This is a genomic window from Roseateles violae (assembly GCF_030410485.1).
GTDB classification, from domain to species: Bacteria; Pseudomonadota; Gammaproteobacteria; order Burkholderiales; family Burkholderiaceae_C; genus Roseateles_D; species Roseateles_D violae.
Genome location: NZ_JAUHHC010000006.1, coordinates 92,666 through 109,731 on the forward strand (window position 1 = coordinate 92,666; position 17,066 = coordinate 109,731).

At 69.5% G+C, this 17,066-nt stretch carries 13 protein-coding genes, 2 tRNA genes and 1 pseudogene; 4 read left to right on the forward strand and 12 right to left on the reverse strand.

All coding sequences use genetic code 11. The features are described from left to right. Positions 1–13: 13 nt before the first annotated feature. Entirely contained in the window at positions 14–655 is a 642-nt protein-coding gene (locus tag QWJ38_RS21010; protein ID WP_290361097.1) for a TetR/AcrR family transcriptional regulator, read from the forward strand. A gap of 63 nt (positions 656–718) precedes the next feature. Here QWJ38_RS21010 and QWJ38_RS21015 read toward each other — a convergent pair whose 3' ends face one another. Then, positions 719–2,062, reverse strand: a complete 1,344-nt coding sequence (locus QWJ38_RS21015; protein ID WP_290361098.1) for a leucine-rich repeat-containing protein kinase family protein — start codon at positions 2,060–2,062, stop codon at positions 719–721. Positions 2,063–2,145: 83 nt separating this feature from the next. Next, on the reverse strand, positions 2,146–5,640 hold the full coding sequence (locus QWJ38_RS21020) for an autotransporter-associated beta strand repeat-containing protein (RefSeq protein WP_290361099.1): 3,495 nt from the start codon (positions 5,638–5,640) through the stop codon (positions 2,146–2,148). Positions 5,641–6,005: 365 nt separating this feature from the next. On the opposite strand from QWJ38_RS21020, the gene QWJ38_RS21025 reads away from it, so the two are divergent. After that, entirely contained in the window at positions 6,006–6,647 is a 642-nt protein-coding gene (locus QWJ38_RS21025) for an RpiB/LacA/LacB family sugar-phosphate isomerase (protein WP_290361100.1), read from the forward strand. 93 nt (positions 6,648–6,740) lie between these two features. On the opposite strand, the pseudogene QWJ38_RS21030 reads toward QWJ38_RS21025, so the two are convergent. The 6 genes and pseudogenes from QWJ38_RS21030 to QWJ38_RS21055 all read right to left on the reverse strand — a co-directional run bounded on the left by QWJ38_RS21030 (position 6,741) and on the right by QWJ38_RS21055 (position 12,127). Next, positions 6,741–7,492, reverse strand: a pseudogene (locus QWJ38_RS21030) (YoaK family protein). 114 nt (positions 7,493–7,606) lie between these two features. Beyond that, positions 7,607–7,682: transfer RNA gene (locus QWJ38_RS21035), tRNA-Asn, on the reverse strand. A 75-nt stretch (positions 7,683–7,757) separates the two neighbouring features. Next, a tRNA-Asn gene (locus QWJ38_RS21040) sits at positions 7,758–7,833 on the reverse strand. A gap of 36 nt (positions 7,834–7,869) precedes the next feature. Further along, entirely contained in the window at positions 7,870–9,996 is a 2,127-nt protein-coding gene (locus tag QWJ38_RS21045) for a TonB-dependent siderophore receptor (protein WP_290361101.1), read from the reverse strand. Between the two features lie 281 nt (positions 9,997–10,277). Beyond that, positions 10,278–10,730 carry a hypothetical protein gene (locus QWJ38_RS21050; protein WP_290361102.1) on the reverse strand — a complete coding sequence of 151 codons (453 nt, stop codon included), beginning with the start codon at positions 10,728–10,730 and terminating at the stop codon, positions 10,278–10,280. Between the two features lie 128 nt (positions 10,731–10,858). Further along, positions 10,859–12,127 carry a S8 family serine peptidase gene (locus tag QWJ38_RS21055; protein WP_290361103.1) on the reverse strand — a complete coding sequence of 423 codons (1,269 nt, stop codon included), beginning with the start codon at positions 12,125–12,127 and terminating at the stop codon, positions 10,859–10,861. A 68-nt stretch (positions 12,128–12,195) separates the two neighbouring features. On the opposite strand from QWJ38_RS21055, the gene QWJ38_RS21060 reads away from it, so the two are divergent. Continuing rightward, on the forward strand, positions 12,196–12,684 hold the full coding sequence (locus tag QWJ38_RS21060) for an RNA polymerase sigma factor (RefSeq protein WP_290361104.1): 489 nt from the start codon (positions 12,196–12,198) through the stop codon (positions 12,682–12,684). 1 nt (position 12,685) lies between these two features. Further along, a complete protein-coding gene (locus QWJ38_RS21065) occupies positions 12,686–13,381 on the forward strand; it encodes an anti-sigma factor family protein (RefSeq protein ID WP_290361105.1) in 696 nt (231 codons plus the stop codon). 51 nt (positions 13,382–13,432) lie between these two features. On the opposite strand, the gene QWJ38_RS21070 is transcribed toward QWJ38_RS21065, so the two are convergent. The 4 genes from QWJ38_RS21070 to QWJ38_RS21085 all read right to left on the reverse strand — a co-directional run bounded on the left by QWJ38_RS21070 (position 13,433) and on the right by QWJ38_RS21085 (position 17,066). Beyond that, on the reverse strand, positions 13,433–14,545 hold the full coding sequence (locus tag QWJ38_RS21070) for an NAD(P)/FAD-dependent oxidoreductase (protein WP_290361106.1): 1,113 nt from the start codon (positions 14,543–14,545) through the stop codon (positions 13,433–13,435). A 42-nt stretch (positions 14,546–14,587) separates the two neighbouring features. After that, on the reverse strand, positions 14,588–14,911 hold the full coding sequence (gene fdxA, locus QWJ38_RS21075) for a ferredoxin FdxA (protein ID WP_290361107.1): 324 nt from the start codon (positions 14,909–14,911) through the stop codon (positions 14,588–14,590). A gap of 69 nt (positions 14,912–14,980) precedes the next feature. Beyond that, positions 14,981–15,754, reverse strand: coding sequence for a uroporphyrinogen-III C-methyltransferase (gene cobA, locus QWJ38_RS21080; RefSeq protein WP_290361108.1), 774 nt, complete (start codon positions 15,752–15,754; stop codon positions 14,981–14,983). 13 nt (positions 15,755–15,767) lie between these two features. Beyond that, complete coding sequence (locus tag QWJ38_RS21085; RefSeq protein ID WP_290361109.1) at positions 15,768–17,066, reverse strand: sulfate adenylyltransferase subunit 1; 1,299 nt, start codon at positions 17,064–17,066, stop codon at positions 15,768–15,770.

Below are 17,066 nucleotides of genomic sequence, written 5' to 3' on the forward strand. Positions count from 1 at the left end.
GAAATTCCCCATCATGTCAAGCCAAGCCTCGCCCTCGGAGTCATCCCTCGCCCTGATCGCCGCCGCCTTTCCCGGGCCGCGCGGCGCGGCCAAGCGCGAGGTGCTGTCGCAGGCGCTGCTGTGCTTCAACGAGCTGGGCATCGAGGCCTGCACGATCGACGAGCTGCGCCGGCGCAGCGGGCAGAGCGTCGGCACCATCTACCACCACTTCAAGAACAAGGAAGGCGTCGTCGCGGCGCTGTTCTTCGTCGGCCTGGACGAGCAGAGCCGCGCGATCGCCGCGGCCGTGGAGGCGGCGGCCGACAGCACGCCGCGCATGGTGGCGGCCCTGATCGGGGCCTATCTGCAATGGGCGGAGGACACGCCGGAGATGGCGCGCTTCGTGCTGCTGGCGCGCGAGGCGGTGGCCAAGGGTCCCGGCGGCGCGCTGCTGGCCGAGAAGCTGCAGCAGCGCTACCGGCCGCTGGATGAGCGCCTGGAGGCGGCGATGGCCGGGGGCGAGGCGCTGCGCCTGCCGGTCGAGCTGATCCCGGCGCTGATCCTGGGCCCGGCCGAGTCCTACTGCCGCGCCTGGCTGGCCGGCCGGCGGCAGACCGCGCCGGGCCGCCATGCCAAGGCGCTGGCCGCGGCGGCCTGGCGTTCGATCGCGGCCTGATGCCGCCGCTGGCCGCCGGCAGGAGCGTGGCGGCCAGCGAGCAAGGACTCTCGTCCTTGCGGCTCAGCCGTGCGCCGCCAGGCTGTGCATGATCGCGTCGAACAGCGGGCGGCGGCCGGGGCGCTCGTCCAGGCAGGCATCGCGCAGCGCGGCCAGCGCCTCGATGACCGCGGCTTCGTGCGCGGTGGCCGGTGTACAGCGCTCGATCAGTTCCTCGAGCAGGCAGCCGAAGGCGCGCGCCTCGATACGCTGCACGGCGGCGGCCTGTGCCGCGGCCGCCGGATCGAAGAAGGAGGCGGCGCCGAAGTCGCCCAGCAGCGCGCGGCCCTGGCCGCAGTGCAGGATGTTGTGGCCGTAGAGATCGCCATGCATGATGCCGCGCCGGTGCAATTGCTGCACGGCCGAGGCGATGCCGCCGGCCAGACGCAGCAGGGCCGCCAGCTCGAAGCGCGTGCCCTCGGCATAGACGTCGCGGCTGCAGGAGGCCAGGCTGGGCGGCCCGGCCAGGCTGCGGAACTCGGGGCCGACCAGCGCCATCACCAGGCCCTGGGCCTGCGCCGGGTGGCCGCTCAGGCGCCCGCGCAGCGGAATCAGGTTGGCATGCGCGCCGGCATGGATGCTGGCCGCCAGCTCGCTGCCGGGCCAGCCATCGCTGGTGACCGCGCCCTTGAAGACCTTGACCGCGACGGCCCCCTCGGTGCCATCGCTGCGCATGGCGCGATGGATGACGCCCGAGGCGCCCTCGCCGAGCCGCGCCTCGATGCGCAGCGCGCTCCAGGGCAGGTCGGCCAGCGTGCTCTGCGCCAGCGCCGCCTGCTCGCGCGCCTCGCTGCAGGGGTTGCCGCCAAAGGCCAGCCAGGACAGCCGCGGCAGTTCCAGCAGCCAGTCGGGCAATTGCTCGAGCCGGTTGGCCGAGATGCGCAGCAATTCCAGGCGATGGCAATCGGCCAGCTGCGGCGGCAGCTCGCGCAGCCGGTTGCCGGCCAGCGCCAGCTTCTGCAGGCGCACGCAGCGGCCGATCGCCGCCGGCAGCGTCTCGATCGCGTTGTCGGTCAGGATCAGCCAGCGCAGCCGCGGCGGCAGCGCCTCGGCCGGCAGCTCGGCGATCCGGTTTGACTTGAAGCCGACCATCTCCAGCTGCTCGCAGCGCCCCAGCACCGCCGGCAGCGCGCCGAAGCGGTTGCCGGAGCAGAACAGGATGCGCAGCTTGCGCAGGCGCGGCAGCTCCTCGGGCAGCGCATCGAGCGCGTTGCCGGACAGGTCGAGGATCTCCAGCGTGTCGGCCAGTTCGAGGATCTCGGGCGGGAACTCGCGCAGGCCGAGGCCGACCAGGTTCAGGCGCCGGCTGCCGGCCAGCGCGCCGCTGCGCAGCAGTTCAAGGGTATGGGGGCGAAGATCGTCGTGCACGGCAGGCCTGGGGCGGCGGGGGCAGAAAAAAGCCCCGATGCATCGGCATCGGGGCGCAGCGTGGCGATTCGCCGGTAGCGATTTTAATGGAGCCTGAGGCGGCGGCCGCCCAGCAGCAAGAGGCCGCCCAGCAGCAGCAGGGCGCTGGCCGGCTCGGGCACCGGCTGGGCGTTGCTCAGCGCGACCAGGCTCAGCGTGTTGTCATCGAAGGCGAAGCGGTACTGGAAGCCCGGCGCGAAGTCGGGGAACAGCACCTGCGAGAACGCACCCTGCCGGCTGCCGCCAAGCTCGAACAGCGCAATCGTATCGCCGGCGTGCGGCAGATAGCCGTCCCAGAGTTCGAACTGCAGCGTACCGGCCAGTGCGGCGTCGCCGGCGACGACGAGCAGGTCGCGGCGCTCGGCGCCGACCTCCATCTGCAGCACGCCGCCCTGCAGCAGGTCCAGCGAGCCGATGTGCAGGGTGCCCGGCGACAGGCCCGGGGCCAGCAGGCCGCCGGCGTTGACGGTCACCTTGCCGCCGACATTGCCGGTGCCGGCCAGCGCGGCGCCGGCATTGACGACGACATCGCCGCCGATGGAGCCGGTGACCGACAGCGTGCCGCCGTCCACCGTGGTCAGTGCGGTGTAGCTATTGGCGCCGGCCAGCGTCAAGGTGCCCGTGCCGACCTTGCTGAACTGCTTGAAGTAGCCGGCGATCGTGCCCGAGACCGTCGTGCTGGTGTTCAGTCGGCCGGTCGTGAACTCGACGCCGATGCCGCCGTCGATCTGGAACAGACCCGAGCCCTCGATGGCACCGATCTCGAGGATGCCCGCGCCGCCGGGCCGGAACAGCGGCAGCATGCGCAGGCGCCCATTGCCCTCGGTCGCCAGCCGCAGACCCGGCGCCCGCAGTTCGGTCTCGAGCAGCAGCGCGCCGCCCTGGCCGCCGTTCTGCCCGGCCAATGCGGTGATCGAGGCATTGCCGACCCGCTCGTCGATCGCGCGGCCGGTGTTGCGGATCACCATCTCGGCGCCGCGCACGTTCGGGGCCGTGCCACCCAGGAGCGTGATGCTGGCATTGCCGACCCGCGCGGCGTCGGCGATCGTCAGCGGCTCGGCGCGGTTGGTGAGTGCATCGGAGCCGGCGATCGTCACGCGCGCGTCGCCGAGCGTGGCGTTGTGGCGCAGCAGCAGCCAGCCATTGACGTCTATCGTCGCGCTGCCGGCGCTGCTGTTGTCGTAGAAGGCGATCAGCGCGTTATTGCGCAGCGTCAGGCTGGCGCTGCCGGCGTTCGATGATGCCCAGAACTCGATCCGGTTCTGGCCGACGATGCCGCCGTCGAAGCGAGCGCTGCCGGCCGTGGAGCGGCCGCGGAAATCGAGCTGGAAGGGCATCGCGCCGGCCTCGCTGCGGAAGCTCGCGTTGCCGGCCGTCGAGTCGTCGTTGAACTGCGCCGTGATGTAGACGGCGCCGTTGGCGATCTCACCCTGGATGCCGACGATGGTGGCGTCGCCGGCCGAGGCGTGGTCGTGGAAGGACAGGGCGCCGTTCGACGCCGCCCATTGCGCCAGCCGTATCGTCGCCCGCTCGGCGCTGCTGTCGTTGTAGAAGGCGGTGCGGCCGCCGAACTGGTTGCTGATCGTCGCGCTGCCGGCGACCGAGTTGTTGCGGAACACCGTCAAGGCCGGGTCGGCACCGCTGCCCAGGGCGAAGCCGGCTGAGGCGATGTTGACGATGTTCGCCCGGCCGGCGCTGGCGCGATCGAAGAAGGCGGTGCGGCCGGCGCCGGTGATCATGCCCGATCGGTTGGTGAAGCTTGCCTGGCCGGCGTTCGAGTCGTCGATGAACTCGGTGACGCCGCCGACCGCGAAGCCATCGCCGCCGAGGTTCTCGATGACGGCATTGCCAGCGCTGGCGCGGTCGGCAAAGGTCGTGTAGCCGCCGGTGCCCTGGCTGGCCGAGAAGCTGTGATGGATGCCCTGGTTCGTGATGCGCGCGCGGCCGGCGCTCGCATCGTCCTCGAAGCGGGTCTCGCCGCCGAAGCCGAACTGGACCGTGGGGATGCCCCGGTACGGTTCGCCCTGGCCGGCCCTGCCGGCCATATTGACGAAGCTGGCATCGGCGGCCGTGCTCCGGTCGCTGAAGACGACCCGGGCGCGGATGCCGCCATTGCCGGAGCCCCCACCGACCTCGAAGCCGGCGCTGACGGCGCTGGCGCTATCGCGGAAGGCAGCACCGGCCCCGGCCGTGCGGTCGAAGTAGAAGTCCGGCGTGTTCGGCTGGAACACGACACGCGTGTCGCCGCCGGCTAGCCGGAAGCTTGCATTGGACGCGCCGGCCGAATTCTCGAAGGCCATCTGCACGCCGGTGGCGAGGCGCAGTGCATGGCGCTGGGCCGACTCGTTGACGAGGCCGTCGCCGGTGAAGCTGGTGTCAGTGCCCGAGGCGAAGTTCAGCGTGTAGGCGGGTGCGTCGGCGGTGAAGCGGATGCGGCCCAGCGAATACAGCACCACGTCGACGTCGATCTCGCTGCCGCCGGCGCCTGCTGCGCCGAAGACGAGGCTGTCGCCGGGCAGGGGCGCGACGCCGCCGATCCAGTTGGCCGCATCGCCGAGGCGCTTGCCGGCGCCGGCCCAGCTGAGCTCGGAGGCGAAGACCGACAGCGTCCAGCCCATATCGCGCAGCATGCCGCGCTCGGTGGCGCTGGGCGTGCGACGCATCACGCCGGGGCCGATCGACGGCGCCATCAGCAGGCCCGAACCCTCGTTGAGGTGGGCAATGCTGGAGCCCTGATCCCAGGGGCTGGGCGCGTTCAGCTGCACCGGCATGCCACCGTTGCCGGCGATCGCATTGGCGCCGCTCCAGAAGACATTGCCGCTGGTCATCGCGGCCTTGCGGGCGCCGTCGGACATCGAGAGCAGATAGGCGCCGTTGGGGCCGGAGGTCAGGAACTGGTCGTAGGGCGTCGCATACATCGAGGGCAGCATGATGGGCGCGTAAGTGCCGTCGCCATAGAGGCCGTAATCGCCGTCCTGGCGGAAGGAACTGAAGAAGCCCAGGCCGTGGCCGATCTCGTGCGCCGCCACCGAGATGAAGTCGACCTCCGAGGCGCCCGGTGTGCCGTCGCCGAAGTAGAAGTTCTGCGCCCGGTTGACGCGCATCGTGATTTCGTGGCGGGTCGACAGGTTGGCGCCGTTCAGATGATTGGCCAGCGCTTTCGGGTAGTTGGTGTCGTCGAACTTGCCGGCCGAGGAGAAATCGCTGTAGAAATAGTTCGGCTTGGCCGAGGCCAGCGTCGTGCTGCCGGCCGCGTAGTCGGCGAAGGAGGCCCGCACGGTGACCACCTCGTCGGCATAGGACGAGCGGATCAGCCGCCCCCAGACATCGGCGGCGCTGCTCAGGGCCTGGCGGCGCTGCGCGCCCAGGCTGGCATCGAGAAAGCCGCTGCCGTCGGCATCGTCGTAGATGAACTGGATCGTCAGCGCCGGCGCCGATGAGACCATTGCCAGGCAGCCGAAGGCCAGTGCAAGGGCGCGCGCGCGGCCGCCAGCCTGGCGGTGAAGCAGGGGCGGGCGGGACCTGAGCGTCTTCTTCATGCGGACCTCCTGCGGCGGCGGCGATGTCGTCGGTCTACCCTAGTCAATGCAAGCAGCGCTTGCGAATTCAAACTGGGTGCTTGGCCGGGCTCAGGAGCAGAATTTGCCCGGCCGCCGGCGGTGGCGCCGAGAAGGCGGCACAATGTCGGCAGCGCCAGCGCCTCGTCTTCGCACGAGGTGCGCGGTTGGCCAGGTGGCTCATTCGGACCACGCAGTCTTGCCCGCTCTCGGGATTGCACCTGGCATGACGGCCCGCGCCCAGGCCCTCTGCCTGCGGTGCTGCGGCCCACCCATGCACCGGGCGGAACTCCGCCCGTCTGTCCGTTCCTTCATTTCTTTGCTTCGCAAACCGAAAGCCACCTGCCATGAAGATCGCTCTCATCATCGAGAACAGCCAAGCCGCCAAGTCCGAGATCGTCCACAACGCGCTGAAGACCGTCGCCGAGCCGCTGGGCCACAGCGTGCACCACTACGGCATGTACACGCCCGAGGACAAGGCCTCGCTGACCTATGTGATGAACGGCCTGCTGGCCGGCATCCTGCTGAACTCCAGGGCCGCCGACTTCGTCGTCACCGGCTGCGGCACCGGCATGGGCTCCATGCTGGCCTGCAACTCGATGCCCGGCGTGTTCTGCGGCCTGGTGATCGACCCGACCGATGCCTTCCTGTTCGGCCAGATCAATGACGGTAACTGCCTGTCAATGCCCTATGCCAAGGGCTTCGGCTGGGCCGCCGAGCTGAATCTGCAGGACTGCTACCGCAAGCTGTTCGAGCATGAGCGCGGCGCCGGCTACCCGAAGGAACGCGCCGCCATCATGGCCAAGAACCGCGGCATCCTGAAGGACCTGAAGGCCGCCTCCTGCAAGGACATGCTCAGCGTGCTGAAGAGCGTCGACCAGGACCTGCTGAAGGCCGCCGTGTCGGGCGAGAAATTCCAGCAGCTGTTCTTCACGAACTGCCAGGATGATGCGATCGGCAGCTATATCCGGGGCGTGCTGGGCGCCTGAGTTCCGCTCGGGCGATTCGCCTCAACGAGAAAGCCCGGTCGCTCGCGCCACCGGGCTTTTTTGCGTTCCGATGGATCGTGCGAGGGGTTCCGGCTAGCGTCGGTTTGCCATCGCAGCCAGATCGTCGGTCGCCGGCATGCTCGCCATCACGACCAGCAGCAAGGCCAGCGGCACCGTGGCCACATAGCTGACATGTTTGAAGCCGAGGGCGCCGAGCAGGCCGCCGGCGAAGAAGAAGGCGACCAGCTTGGACAGCAGATAGAGCCGCCACGAATTGGCCCGCACGGCAGGGTGCTCGTCCCGCTTCGTGCGGTTCCAGTAGAACAGCTTGCCGAGCTCGATGCCGATGTCGGTAACCATGCCGGTCAGGCGCGTCGTGCGGATCTCGGCCTGCGAGAGCTTGGTGATGACGGCGTTCTGCAGGCCCATGATGAAGCGCAGCAGCATCACCGTGACCGGCACGAACAGGCCCGCACCTGCGACAGCCGCGCTCCCAGCAGCCCGAAGCCGATCAGCAGGCCCGCCTCGAGCAGCAGCGGCGCCGCGTACTCGCTGTGCAGTCGACGCCGCCGCGCGAAATTGATCATCACCGCCGAGCAGGCCGGGCCGAACATGAAGCTCAGCAACGCGCCGAGCCCGCTTTAACACAAGCGGCAGATCGCCCAGCACCAGATGTCGCCCATCACCGACGCGATGCCGGTCATGTGCGAGGTGTACTGCCTGACCGCCAGAAAACCGCCCGCATTCGCCGCCCCGGCCACGAAGGCGAGCGCGCAACCGAGGTGCTGGTTGGCGAGGGCCGTGCGGTCGCGCCCGGTGAGGCGGCGGGCGTAGTGGAGGGGCATGGTAGGCGGGGACTGACAGAGCCTCTAGTATCGCCGCGTCGTTCCGGCGCCCGTGGTCGCCGATTCGAGCGCAAAGAAAAAGCCCCGCACGCTTTCGCATGCAGGGCTTTGATTTGGCTCCTCGACCTGGGCTCGAACCAGGGACCTACGGATTAACAGTCCGGCGCTCTACCGACTGAGCTATCGAGGAATTGATCGGTACTACGGTACTTCTTCAAATCGAAGCCGCTGCAACTTGCGAAGCAGCGGCTTCTCTTATGTTCTGTGGCTCCTCGACCTGGGCTCGAACCAGGGACCTACGGATTAACAGTCCGGCGCTCTACCGACTGAGCTATCGAGGAACAGAGCCTTGCATTATAGACCGAGTTCGAGGCTTATTACAACTGGATTTCCAAACTGGCGCGCCAGGTGCGCGGTGCGAGCGGGTACAAGTACACATGCTCGTACTGGAAGGGTGACTCCTTCCAGGCGCGGCGGTCGGCCAAGTTGTCCACGCCGACGCGCCAGATCAGCAACTGTCCGCCCCAGACCTGGTCGTAGCGGGCGCCGGCATCGAGCCGGGTCCAGCCGGGAATGGCGACGCTGTTGTCGGGCAGCACCGGGCGCGGGCCTTCGTAGACCAGGCCGGTCTGCAACTGCAGGCCGGGCAGCACGCCCTGGCGAGCCAGCAGCTTCAGCGTCGTCTCCGGCGTGTTCGGCGGGGTCAGGCCATTCAGGGCCGGATCGGCGCTGCCCTCGCGGCGCGCCCTCAGCTTTATCGCGCTGGCCAGCAGGCCGCCGCCCTGCCATTTCAGATCGGCCTGCGCCTCGATGCCACGGTGCCGCGCCTCGCCATCGGCCGTCGTCGTGCAGCTGGCTGCGACATCGCAGCTGCCGATATCGCGCCAGAGCGGGCGTGTGATGTCGAACACATTGATCGACCAGTCGACCGTGTTGCTGCCGGCCTTCAGGCCCAGCTCGAACTGCTCGCTGCGCAGTGCCGGCAGCGCCTGGCCGGCATTGGTGTAGCGGCTGCGGTTGGGCACGACGGTCGACTCGATGCCTTCGCCCCAGCTCGCATAGGCCATCAGCTGCGGCGACAGCGCATACGAAAGGCCCAGCCAGGGCGTCGTGAAGTCCTGCTTGTAGTGGGTGGCACGCGAGCCGTCGGTGCGCACGCTGTCGCGCTCGAGCCAGCTGTGGCGCAGGCCCAGCCAGGCCTGCCAGTCGGCGCCCAGCTGGATGGCGTCACGCAGATAGAGCTCGCGGCTGCTCTCGTCGCGGTTGGTGTTCTCGTCGGTGAGGCTCGGATCGGGCGTGGCGCGCGGAATGCCGCTGATATTGCCGGTGCCGGCCCAGTTGTAGGCCTGGCGCTGAAAGCGGCTCTTGAAACGGCTCAAGAGCAGGCCGGCGCCGAAGTCGTGGCGCAGGCCGGCGGTCGTGAACTTGCCGGCCAGCGAGAGGTCCAGCGCGTCGCTGTCGCGGTGCTCGTTCTCGCTGCGGAAGTCGTACATATCGAAGTCGCCGTTCGGGCAGTAGCGATCGGCGTAATAGCTGCCGTCGGCGGCCGTGCAGCCGAAGGGGTAGGCGAGGCGGTCGTCGTTCTGCAGGCGCTGCACGCCCAGATGGGCCTGCGCCTTCCAGTCGGCATCGAGCTGCTGGGTCAGGCGCAGCGAAGCGTTCTGGCCGTCGAAGACGACCGGCTGGCTCCAGTCCTGGTTGTTCAGATTGACGCGCGGGTCGATGCTCTTCGCGCTGGGCAGCGTGTCGCCGAGCAGGCTGAAGCCGGGCTGGCTGGGCTGGCTCTGGTGACTGACTTCGAATTCGGCTTCGAGTCGCGTCGCCGCACCGGCCTGCCAGTCGACAGCTGCGGCCAGCAGATGGCGATTGCCCTTGGCGTCGTGCAGCAGCGGGTCCAGATGGGCGGCGCTGGCGTTGACGCGCAGGCCCAGGCTGGGGCTCAGGCGCTGGTTCCAGTCCAGCGTGCCCTCGACCGTGCCGCGCTCGTTGTAGAACAGGCCGACGCTGGTGAAGTTGCCCGCCTGCGGGCGCTTGACCTGCAGGTTCACCAGACCGCCCGGCGCGCTGGTGCCGGCCTGCACGCCGCTGGTGCCCTTGAGCACCTCGACCGCCGATTTGTTTGTCAGCGGCAGCACCGTCTCCGCATTGATCGGCAGGCCGTCGCGGCGGTAGTTGAAGCGGTTGTCCAGGTCGAAGCCGCGGATCTTCAGATAGGAGACATAGCCCTGCGAGTTGTAGGCATCGCCGATGCTGGCGTCGAGGCTCACGATGCCGGCCAAGCTGTTGATGCCCAGGTCCAGCAGGCGCTCGCCAGAGAGCACGGCAGCCTGCATCGGCAGCTTGGCGACCGGTACGTCACCGAAGCCGCCGACTAGCACCGGCGTCTCGGCCGAGCGGCCGCTGACCGAGACGGTGGGCAGGGTCTGCGCCTGGGCGGCGGCGCAAAGGAGTCCGGCCGCGAGAGCAAGCAGGGACGGGGAAGGAAGAGAACGTTGGATTGCCATCGAAACCACAAAGCGATGGCAGGTCGGCGAACGACAGGGCCGGGCGTCGAAGCGAGAAAGAAGAGAAACGGAGATCGACGGCGGCTGATGCGTGCTTCCCTGCGCGAGGATTACCTCAATCCCCTTTCGGGGACTTTGCGACCCGCAAGCGGGCCTCAAACAGGTTCAAAGGGACTTTCTCAGTCGAGGCGCAGCGATCGAAATCGGCGCGACTCAACACCCCTAGCGAAACCCGCCGATTGCTCGGCGGGGCAGTGAATTCTAAGGCAGGTCTGGGCGCATCAGCGAGAGCCGCTGCCGCTCAGCGCGGCATTGCCGCCGACGGAGCTGCCTTCGCGATGCGCCGAGGCCTGGCCGGAGGCCTCGGCCTTGCCGCTCGGCGCCGTGGTGTCGGGCGCGGTCGGCGCGGCCGCTTGAGCTGTGGACTTGCCCTGCTCCAGCTTGTCGGTCGCGCCGCTCTTCGTTTCGCTCAGCTTGTCGCGGCCCTGGCCCAGCGCGTCGCGTGCGCGCCCGGCATCGGGCCGTTGCAGACCCGCCATCGAACCATTGATCGAAGCGCCGGCGTTGCCGGCGATGGCCCCGCCGATGGCAGCGCCGCGGCTGCCGGCGCTGCCCGCACCGCCGCCCAGCAGACCGGCGTGCACCGGCGTGCTGCTCAGAGACAAGGCGCCGACCAGCGCGGCGAGCAGGGCGGTGGTGAGCGGGATGTTGGAAGGATTGCGGGTGGCTTTCATGATGAGGATCTCCAGTTCGTTCTTGCCGTGCGGTACCGGACCATCCGGCACCCACATCCGAAGAACGAGCCCGCCCGCCGGCTTCTTCCGCCGCAGATGCAACGCTTGGTAAGCTCGCCCTGCGCCGCTCAGCGCGGCGCAGCCGTGCGCAGCGACTCGCCGACCAGACCCCAGCCATAGATCTCGTCGCGGCCGCTGGCGCCGAGATCGAGGGCCTCGGCCTGCAAGCGGGCCAGCGCCTCGTGTGCGGCCGCCGGGTCGGGCCTGGGCAGGTGGGCGGCCAGCAGGGCGGCCACCAGCGGCGCGGCGAAGGAGGTCCCGCGCAGCGGCCGATAGCCGCCGCTTCCATCGGCGGCCAGCAGTTCGCTGCCCGGCGCCGCCAGCATCACATGCGGACCGCGCCCGGCCTCGGGCAGCGCGCGCCGGCGCCGATCGACGCCGGTCACCGCGACGACGCCAGGCCAGGCTGCCGGATACAGCGGTGGCGCGGCCGGCCCGTCGTTGCCGACCGCCGCCACGATCAGATGCCCCTTGGCTTGGGCCGCCGCCACGGCGCGCTGCAGCAGCTGATTTGGCGGTCCGACCAGGCTGATATTGATGACGCCCACCCGCTCGCGCACGAGCCAGGCCAAGCCCTGGGCGATGCGCTGCACCGATCCACCGTCGGCGGCATCGCAATAGGCATCGGCGGCATAGAGCGTGGCCCCGGGCAGCGCGCCGCGGAAGCCGCCGTCGCGACCGGCCAGCAGGGACGCCACGGCCGTGCCGTGCGCCGCCGGCCGGGTCGCCCCCGCGCAGCCGAAGCGTTCCAGCGCGATCTCGCGCAGGGCCGGGTGCCGGGCATCGATGCCGCTGTCGATCAGGCCGACGGGGCCTGGCGGCGGCGCGGCCGCTGCGGGCGCGTCGGCGGCGTTCGTGACCGTGCCGCTGCCCAGATAGACATGCTGGTAGTCGTACAGCCCCTCCGGGTCGAGCGCGCGCAGGCGCGGCAGCAGGGCGGTGTCGACCTGCAGCAGCAGCCAGCCCAGATCGAGGCCATCGAGCCGGGTTTCCTCGAGCAGCCGGACCTCGGGCAGGGCCAGCAGGCGCTCGCGCGCCGAGGCACTGGAGGGCAGGGCCAGCAACTGCCGGCGCAGGATCAGCTCGCCGGCCGGGTCGCGCGCCAGCTCGCGCGGGTGGCGCTGCAGCAGTTGTTCGCTCAGGCGCTGGCGCAGGCCCTGCAGCTCCTCGAGCGGCGCCTGTAGCGGTTCAAGGCGCTGACGCAGCAGGCCGTCGCTGCGGGGCGGCAGGTTGGGCAGCTGCGGCAGCCCGGGCAGGCGCAGCTGGGCCAGGCCGGCCTCGCTGACCAGCAGCAGCAAGACGGCAAGCAGGGCAAGAGCTGTTTTCTTCTTCTTCATTCACACGATAACGCGGCAGGCATGGAAGAAAATCCGGCGCGCCGACGTTCTTCGATCATCAAGCAAGCATGAGTGCCCACGATAACCTGCGCCAACGCATCGCCGAGCTCTTGCCCCGGCTGCGTCGCTTCGCCCGCACGGTGGCCTGGCAGCGCGAAGACGCAGACGACCTGGTGCAGATCGCGCTGGAGCGTGCGCTGCGCGCGCAGGATCAATGGCAGGAAGGCACGCGCCTGGACAGCTGGTTGTTTCGCATCATGAAGAACGCCTGGATCGATGAGCTGCGCGCCCGCGGCCGCCGCGACGAGGTCCTGGCACCCGACGGCGAGCAGGTCGGCGTCTCAGAAACCGGCAGCCTGATCACCCGGCTGTCCGTCGAGGCCGCGATGGCGCGCCTGCCCGAGGAGCAGCGCCTGGCCGTGGGCCTGGTGCTGGTGGAGGGCCTGGCCTACAAGGACGCGGCGGAGGCCCTGGGCGTGCCGATCGGCACGCTGACCAGCCGCCTGGCGCGCGGCCGCGAGGCGCTGCAGCGCATGCTCGGTGATGGAGAGCTTTGAAATGAGCGGGATCGACGAAACCCTGATGGCTTATGTGGACGGCGAGCTCGATGCGGCCGCGCGGGCGGCTTTCGAGCAGCGGCTGGTGCAAGACCCGACCCTGCGGCAGGCGCTCGCGCGCGAGCAGCGCCTGCGCGAGACGCTGGGCCGGGCTTACGCGCCGGTGCTGCAGGAGCCGGTGCCTGAGCGGCTCAGCGCGCTGCTGAAACCGAGTGCCACCGTCGTATCGCTGGACAGCATGCGAGCGCAGAGGCGCCTCGGCTGGATTCAGTGGGGCGGCATGGCGGCGAGCCTCGTGCTGGGCCTCGTGCTAGGCCCGAAGCTACTCGGTGACTTCAACCAAGACGGCCTGCTGGCGCGCGGCACGCTGGCGCAGGCGCTGGACACACGCCTGTCCGGCGAATCGGCCGGCGGCGTCACGCCGGGCCTGAGCTTCGTGGCTCAGGGCGGCGGCTATTGCCGCAGCTTCACCCAGGGCGGCAGCGCCGGCCTGGCCTGCCGCGAGGGCGATCACTGGCGCTTGCGCCAGCTACAGCCGCTGCCGGCGGCGAGCCCGGATGCCGCCGCCTACCGTAGCGCCGCCACCGCCCTGCCGCCGGCGCTGCTGGAGGCGATCGACGGTTTGCGCCAGGGCGATGCGCTGGATGCAGAGGCCGAGCGGCGGGCGCGCGAGCGCGGCTGGCAGGCTGGGCCGTAAAAGACAAGGCCGCCCCGAGGGGCGGCCTGGCATGGCGGCTGAGTTCGTGACTCAGTCGAAGACGGGGGAGTCGACGCCCAGCACCTTGTGCAGCTTCGGGCTGGTCGTCGTGTACTGCAGATGGACGCGCTTCTCGGGGAAGACATAGGGCGCGGCGCCGAAGGCGGCCAGCGCGCACTCGTGGAAGCCCGACAGGATCAGCTTCTTCTTGCCCGGATAGGTGTTGACGTCGCCGACGGCGAAGATGCCGGGGATCGAGGTCTGGAACTTCTCGGTGTCGACGACGATCTGCTTGCGCTCCAGCGCCAGGCCCCATTCGGCGATCGGGCCCAGCTTGGGGGACAGGCCGAAGAACACCAGCACCTGATCGGCCGGCACGACGCGGGTGACGCCGTCGGCGCCGGTGACCTTGACGCCGGTGAGCTGGCCGTCGGTCTCGACGATGTCGCTGACCTGGCCGACCAGGAACTGCATCTCGTGCTGCTCGCACAGCTCATGCATCTTGGCGACGCTGGCCGGCGCGGCGCGGAAACCGTCGCGGCGGTGCAGCAGGATCACGCTCTCGGCCTTGTGCGGGTTGCCGTCGGCATTGCCGCCGCAGAAATTCAGCGCCCAGTCCAGCGCCGAATCGCCGCCGCCGATGACGAGGATGTTCTTGCCGGCGAACTGCTCGGGATTGCGCACCCGGTAGTGGACCTGGCTGCCCTCGTACTTGTCGACGCCCTCGACCTTCAGCGTGCGCGGCTGGAAGGAACCGACGCCGCCGGCGATGAAGATCGTCTTGGTCAGGAAGCTCGTGCCCTTGGAGGTCTCGACATAGAAGCGGCCGTCGTCCTGCTTCTGCACCGTCGTCACTTCCTGGCCCAGATGGAAGGTCGCGCCGAAGGGCTCGATCTGCTTCATCAGGTTGTCGGTCAGCTCCTTGCCGGTGCACACGGGCACGGCCGGGATGTCGTAGATCGGCTTGTCCGGGTACAGCTCGATGCACTGGCCGCCGGGGTAGGCCAGCGAGTCGATGATATGGGCCTTGATCTCGAGCAGGCCGAGTTCGAACACCTGGAACAGGCCCACCGGGCCGGCGCCGACGATGACGGCATCGGTTTCGATGGGGCCGCCGTGTTCGGCCGCGGTCTTGGCGATCTCTGCGTTCAATTGGGGTTCCATAGGGATTTGAGCCCGGGGACTAAGCCGGGAGTCAGTGGGAAATCAGCGAATCAGCTCGGACAGCTTTCCGGTGCGGTCCTTCCATTCCTCGGCGTCCGGCATCGAGGCCTTGCGCTTGGTGATGCTGGGCCATTTCTTGGACAGCTCGGCATTGAGCTTGATCATGTGCTGCATATCGCCGGGCACGTCCTCTTCGGGGACGATGGCGTTGACCGGGCATTCGGGGATGCACACGGCGCAATCGATGCATTCATCCGGGTCGATGGCCAGGAAGTTCTGGCCTTCGCGGAAGCAGTCGACCGGGCAGACATCGACGCAGTCGGTGTACTTGCAGCGGATGCACGATTCGAGGACGACGTGGGTCATGGCTTGAAGCTGTTGTTGGTGTGGCCGGGCCGGGCTGCATCTGGGCGCAGCGACGGCAAATGCGGGATTTTAATCGTTCAGGGTGTTTACCAGGGCTTCCGGCGCAGATTCCACGGTTTTCTTGGTCAGGGGCCATGATTTTTTGCCGCCCAGCGCGCGGGCGCCGGCGCCGACGGTGACGACGGTCGGCCGGCCACGGTGCAGCATGCCGGCCGCGGCCAGGTCGGCGAGGCGGTGCTCGCTGGACAGCGCATCGGCGCAGCCGGCGCGCGAGACGACCAGGGCCGGCGTGTCGATGGGCCAGCCCGCCTCGAGCAGCTTGCGGCTCAGCGCGGCCAGCTGCTGGCCGGCCATGTAGAAGACTTCGGTGTCGGCCGAACGGGCGGCCTGCAGCTCGCCGTCCTTGGTCATCGCCGTCGTCAGGCTGACGCTGCGGCCCGTGCCGCGCCGGGTCAGCGGGCGCTGGGTCTGGGCGGCAGCGGCAATCGCGGCGGTCACGCCGGGCACGACCTCGCTCCCGATGCCGGCCTCCTGCAGCGCCAGCAGCTCTTCTTCGAGCCGGCCGAACACGCTGGCGTCGCCGCCCTTCAGGCGCACGACCAGGCGGTGCTGCTGCGCCTGCTTGACGAGGGCGGCATTGATCGCCTCCTGCTTGGTCGAGTGGCAGAAGCCCCGCTTGCCGACGTCCAGCCATTGCGCGCGCGGCGCCAGTTCGCGCAGGGCCGGATCGGTCAGCGCGTCGAACAGCACGACATCGGCCGCGGCCAGCGCGCGCGCGCCGCGCAGCGTGATCAGATCGGCCGCGCCGGGGCCGGCGCTGACGAAGATGACCTTGCCCCTCATGGTCTTTGCTCCTTCAGCGCACCAGCAGCGCACCGGAGGTGCGGTTGCTGGTGGGGTCGACGACGATCAGGCTGCCGCCGACGCGGTTGCTGGCATAGGCCTCGACCGGCAGGGCCGCCTGCACCTCGATGCGCACATGGCCGATCTCGTTGACGTTCAGCTGCTGGGCCGGGTCTTCAGCCAGCGTGTGGATGTCGACCTTGTGCTCGATCGCGGCGATGCGCGCCTGCACCCAGCGATTGCCATGGCGCAGCCAGTACTTGCGGCCGGGCAGGGCGGGCTCGGTGTCCAGCCAGGCCAGCGTCGCCTCGAAGCTCTGCACCGGCGTGGCCGAGCCGGGCGTCACGATCCAGTCGCCGCGCGAGACATCGAGCTGGCGGTCCAGCACCAGGCCGGCCGACTGGCCGGCCACCGCCTGTTCGACCGTCTCGCCGGCGCGGCGCAGCTCGGCCACCAGAGCCTTCTCGCCGCTGGGCAGGATCTGCACCTCGTCGCCGGCCTTGATCTGGCCGTGGGCGATGCGGCCCCACAGCGTGCGGGGCTGGTTGCCGGTGCCCTCGCCCTCGCGGGCCACGTACTGCACCGGGATCAAGAGCTGACCCTCGACCTTCTCCTGCACGCCGGGCAGGCCTTCCAGCACCTGCAAGAGCGAGGGGCCGTCGTACCAGTCGGCCGCCAGCGGCTGCGTGACGTTGTCGCCGCGCAGGGCCGAGACCGGCACGATGGCGGCGATGCTGATGCCGGCCTGGGCCGCAAAGGCGTTCAGCGCCTTGGCGACGGCGGCGAAGGCAGGGCCCGGCTGGGCGACGGCGTCGAGCTTGTTGACGGCGAACACGATCGAGGGCACGCGCAAGAGATGCGCGAGCAGGCTGTGGCGGCGCGTCTGCGGCAAGAGCTGCACCTCGTCGACCGTGGTGTCGAGCTTGGTGATGTCGACCAGCACGACGGCGGCGTCGGAGCCGGCCGCGGCCGTCACCATATTGCGCGTGTACTGCTCGTGGCCCGGCGCGTCGGCGATGATGAACTTGCGGCGCTTGGTCGCGAAATAGCGGTAGGCGACGTCGATCGTGATGCCCTGCTCGCGCTCGGCCTCGAGGCCGTCGGTCAGCAGCGACAGATCGATGGGCTGGCCGGCCGCGCGGCGCTCCAGCGTGTCCAGCTGGTCGGCCAGGATCGCGCGGCTGTCATAGAGCAGGCGTCCGATCAGCGTGCTCTTGCCATCGTCGACGCTGCCGGCCGTCAGGAAGCGCAGCGCGCGGTGCTGGGTGTCGACTTCGTCGTCGTGGATCAGGGTGTTCAAGACTGCACTCAT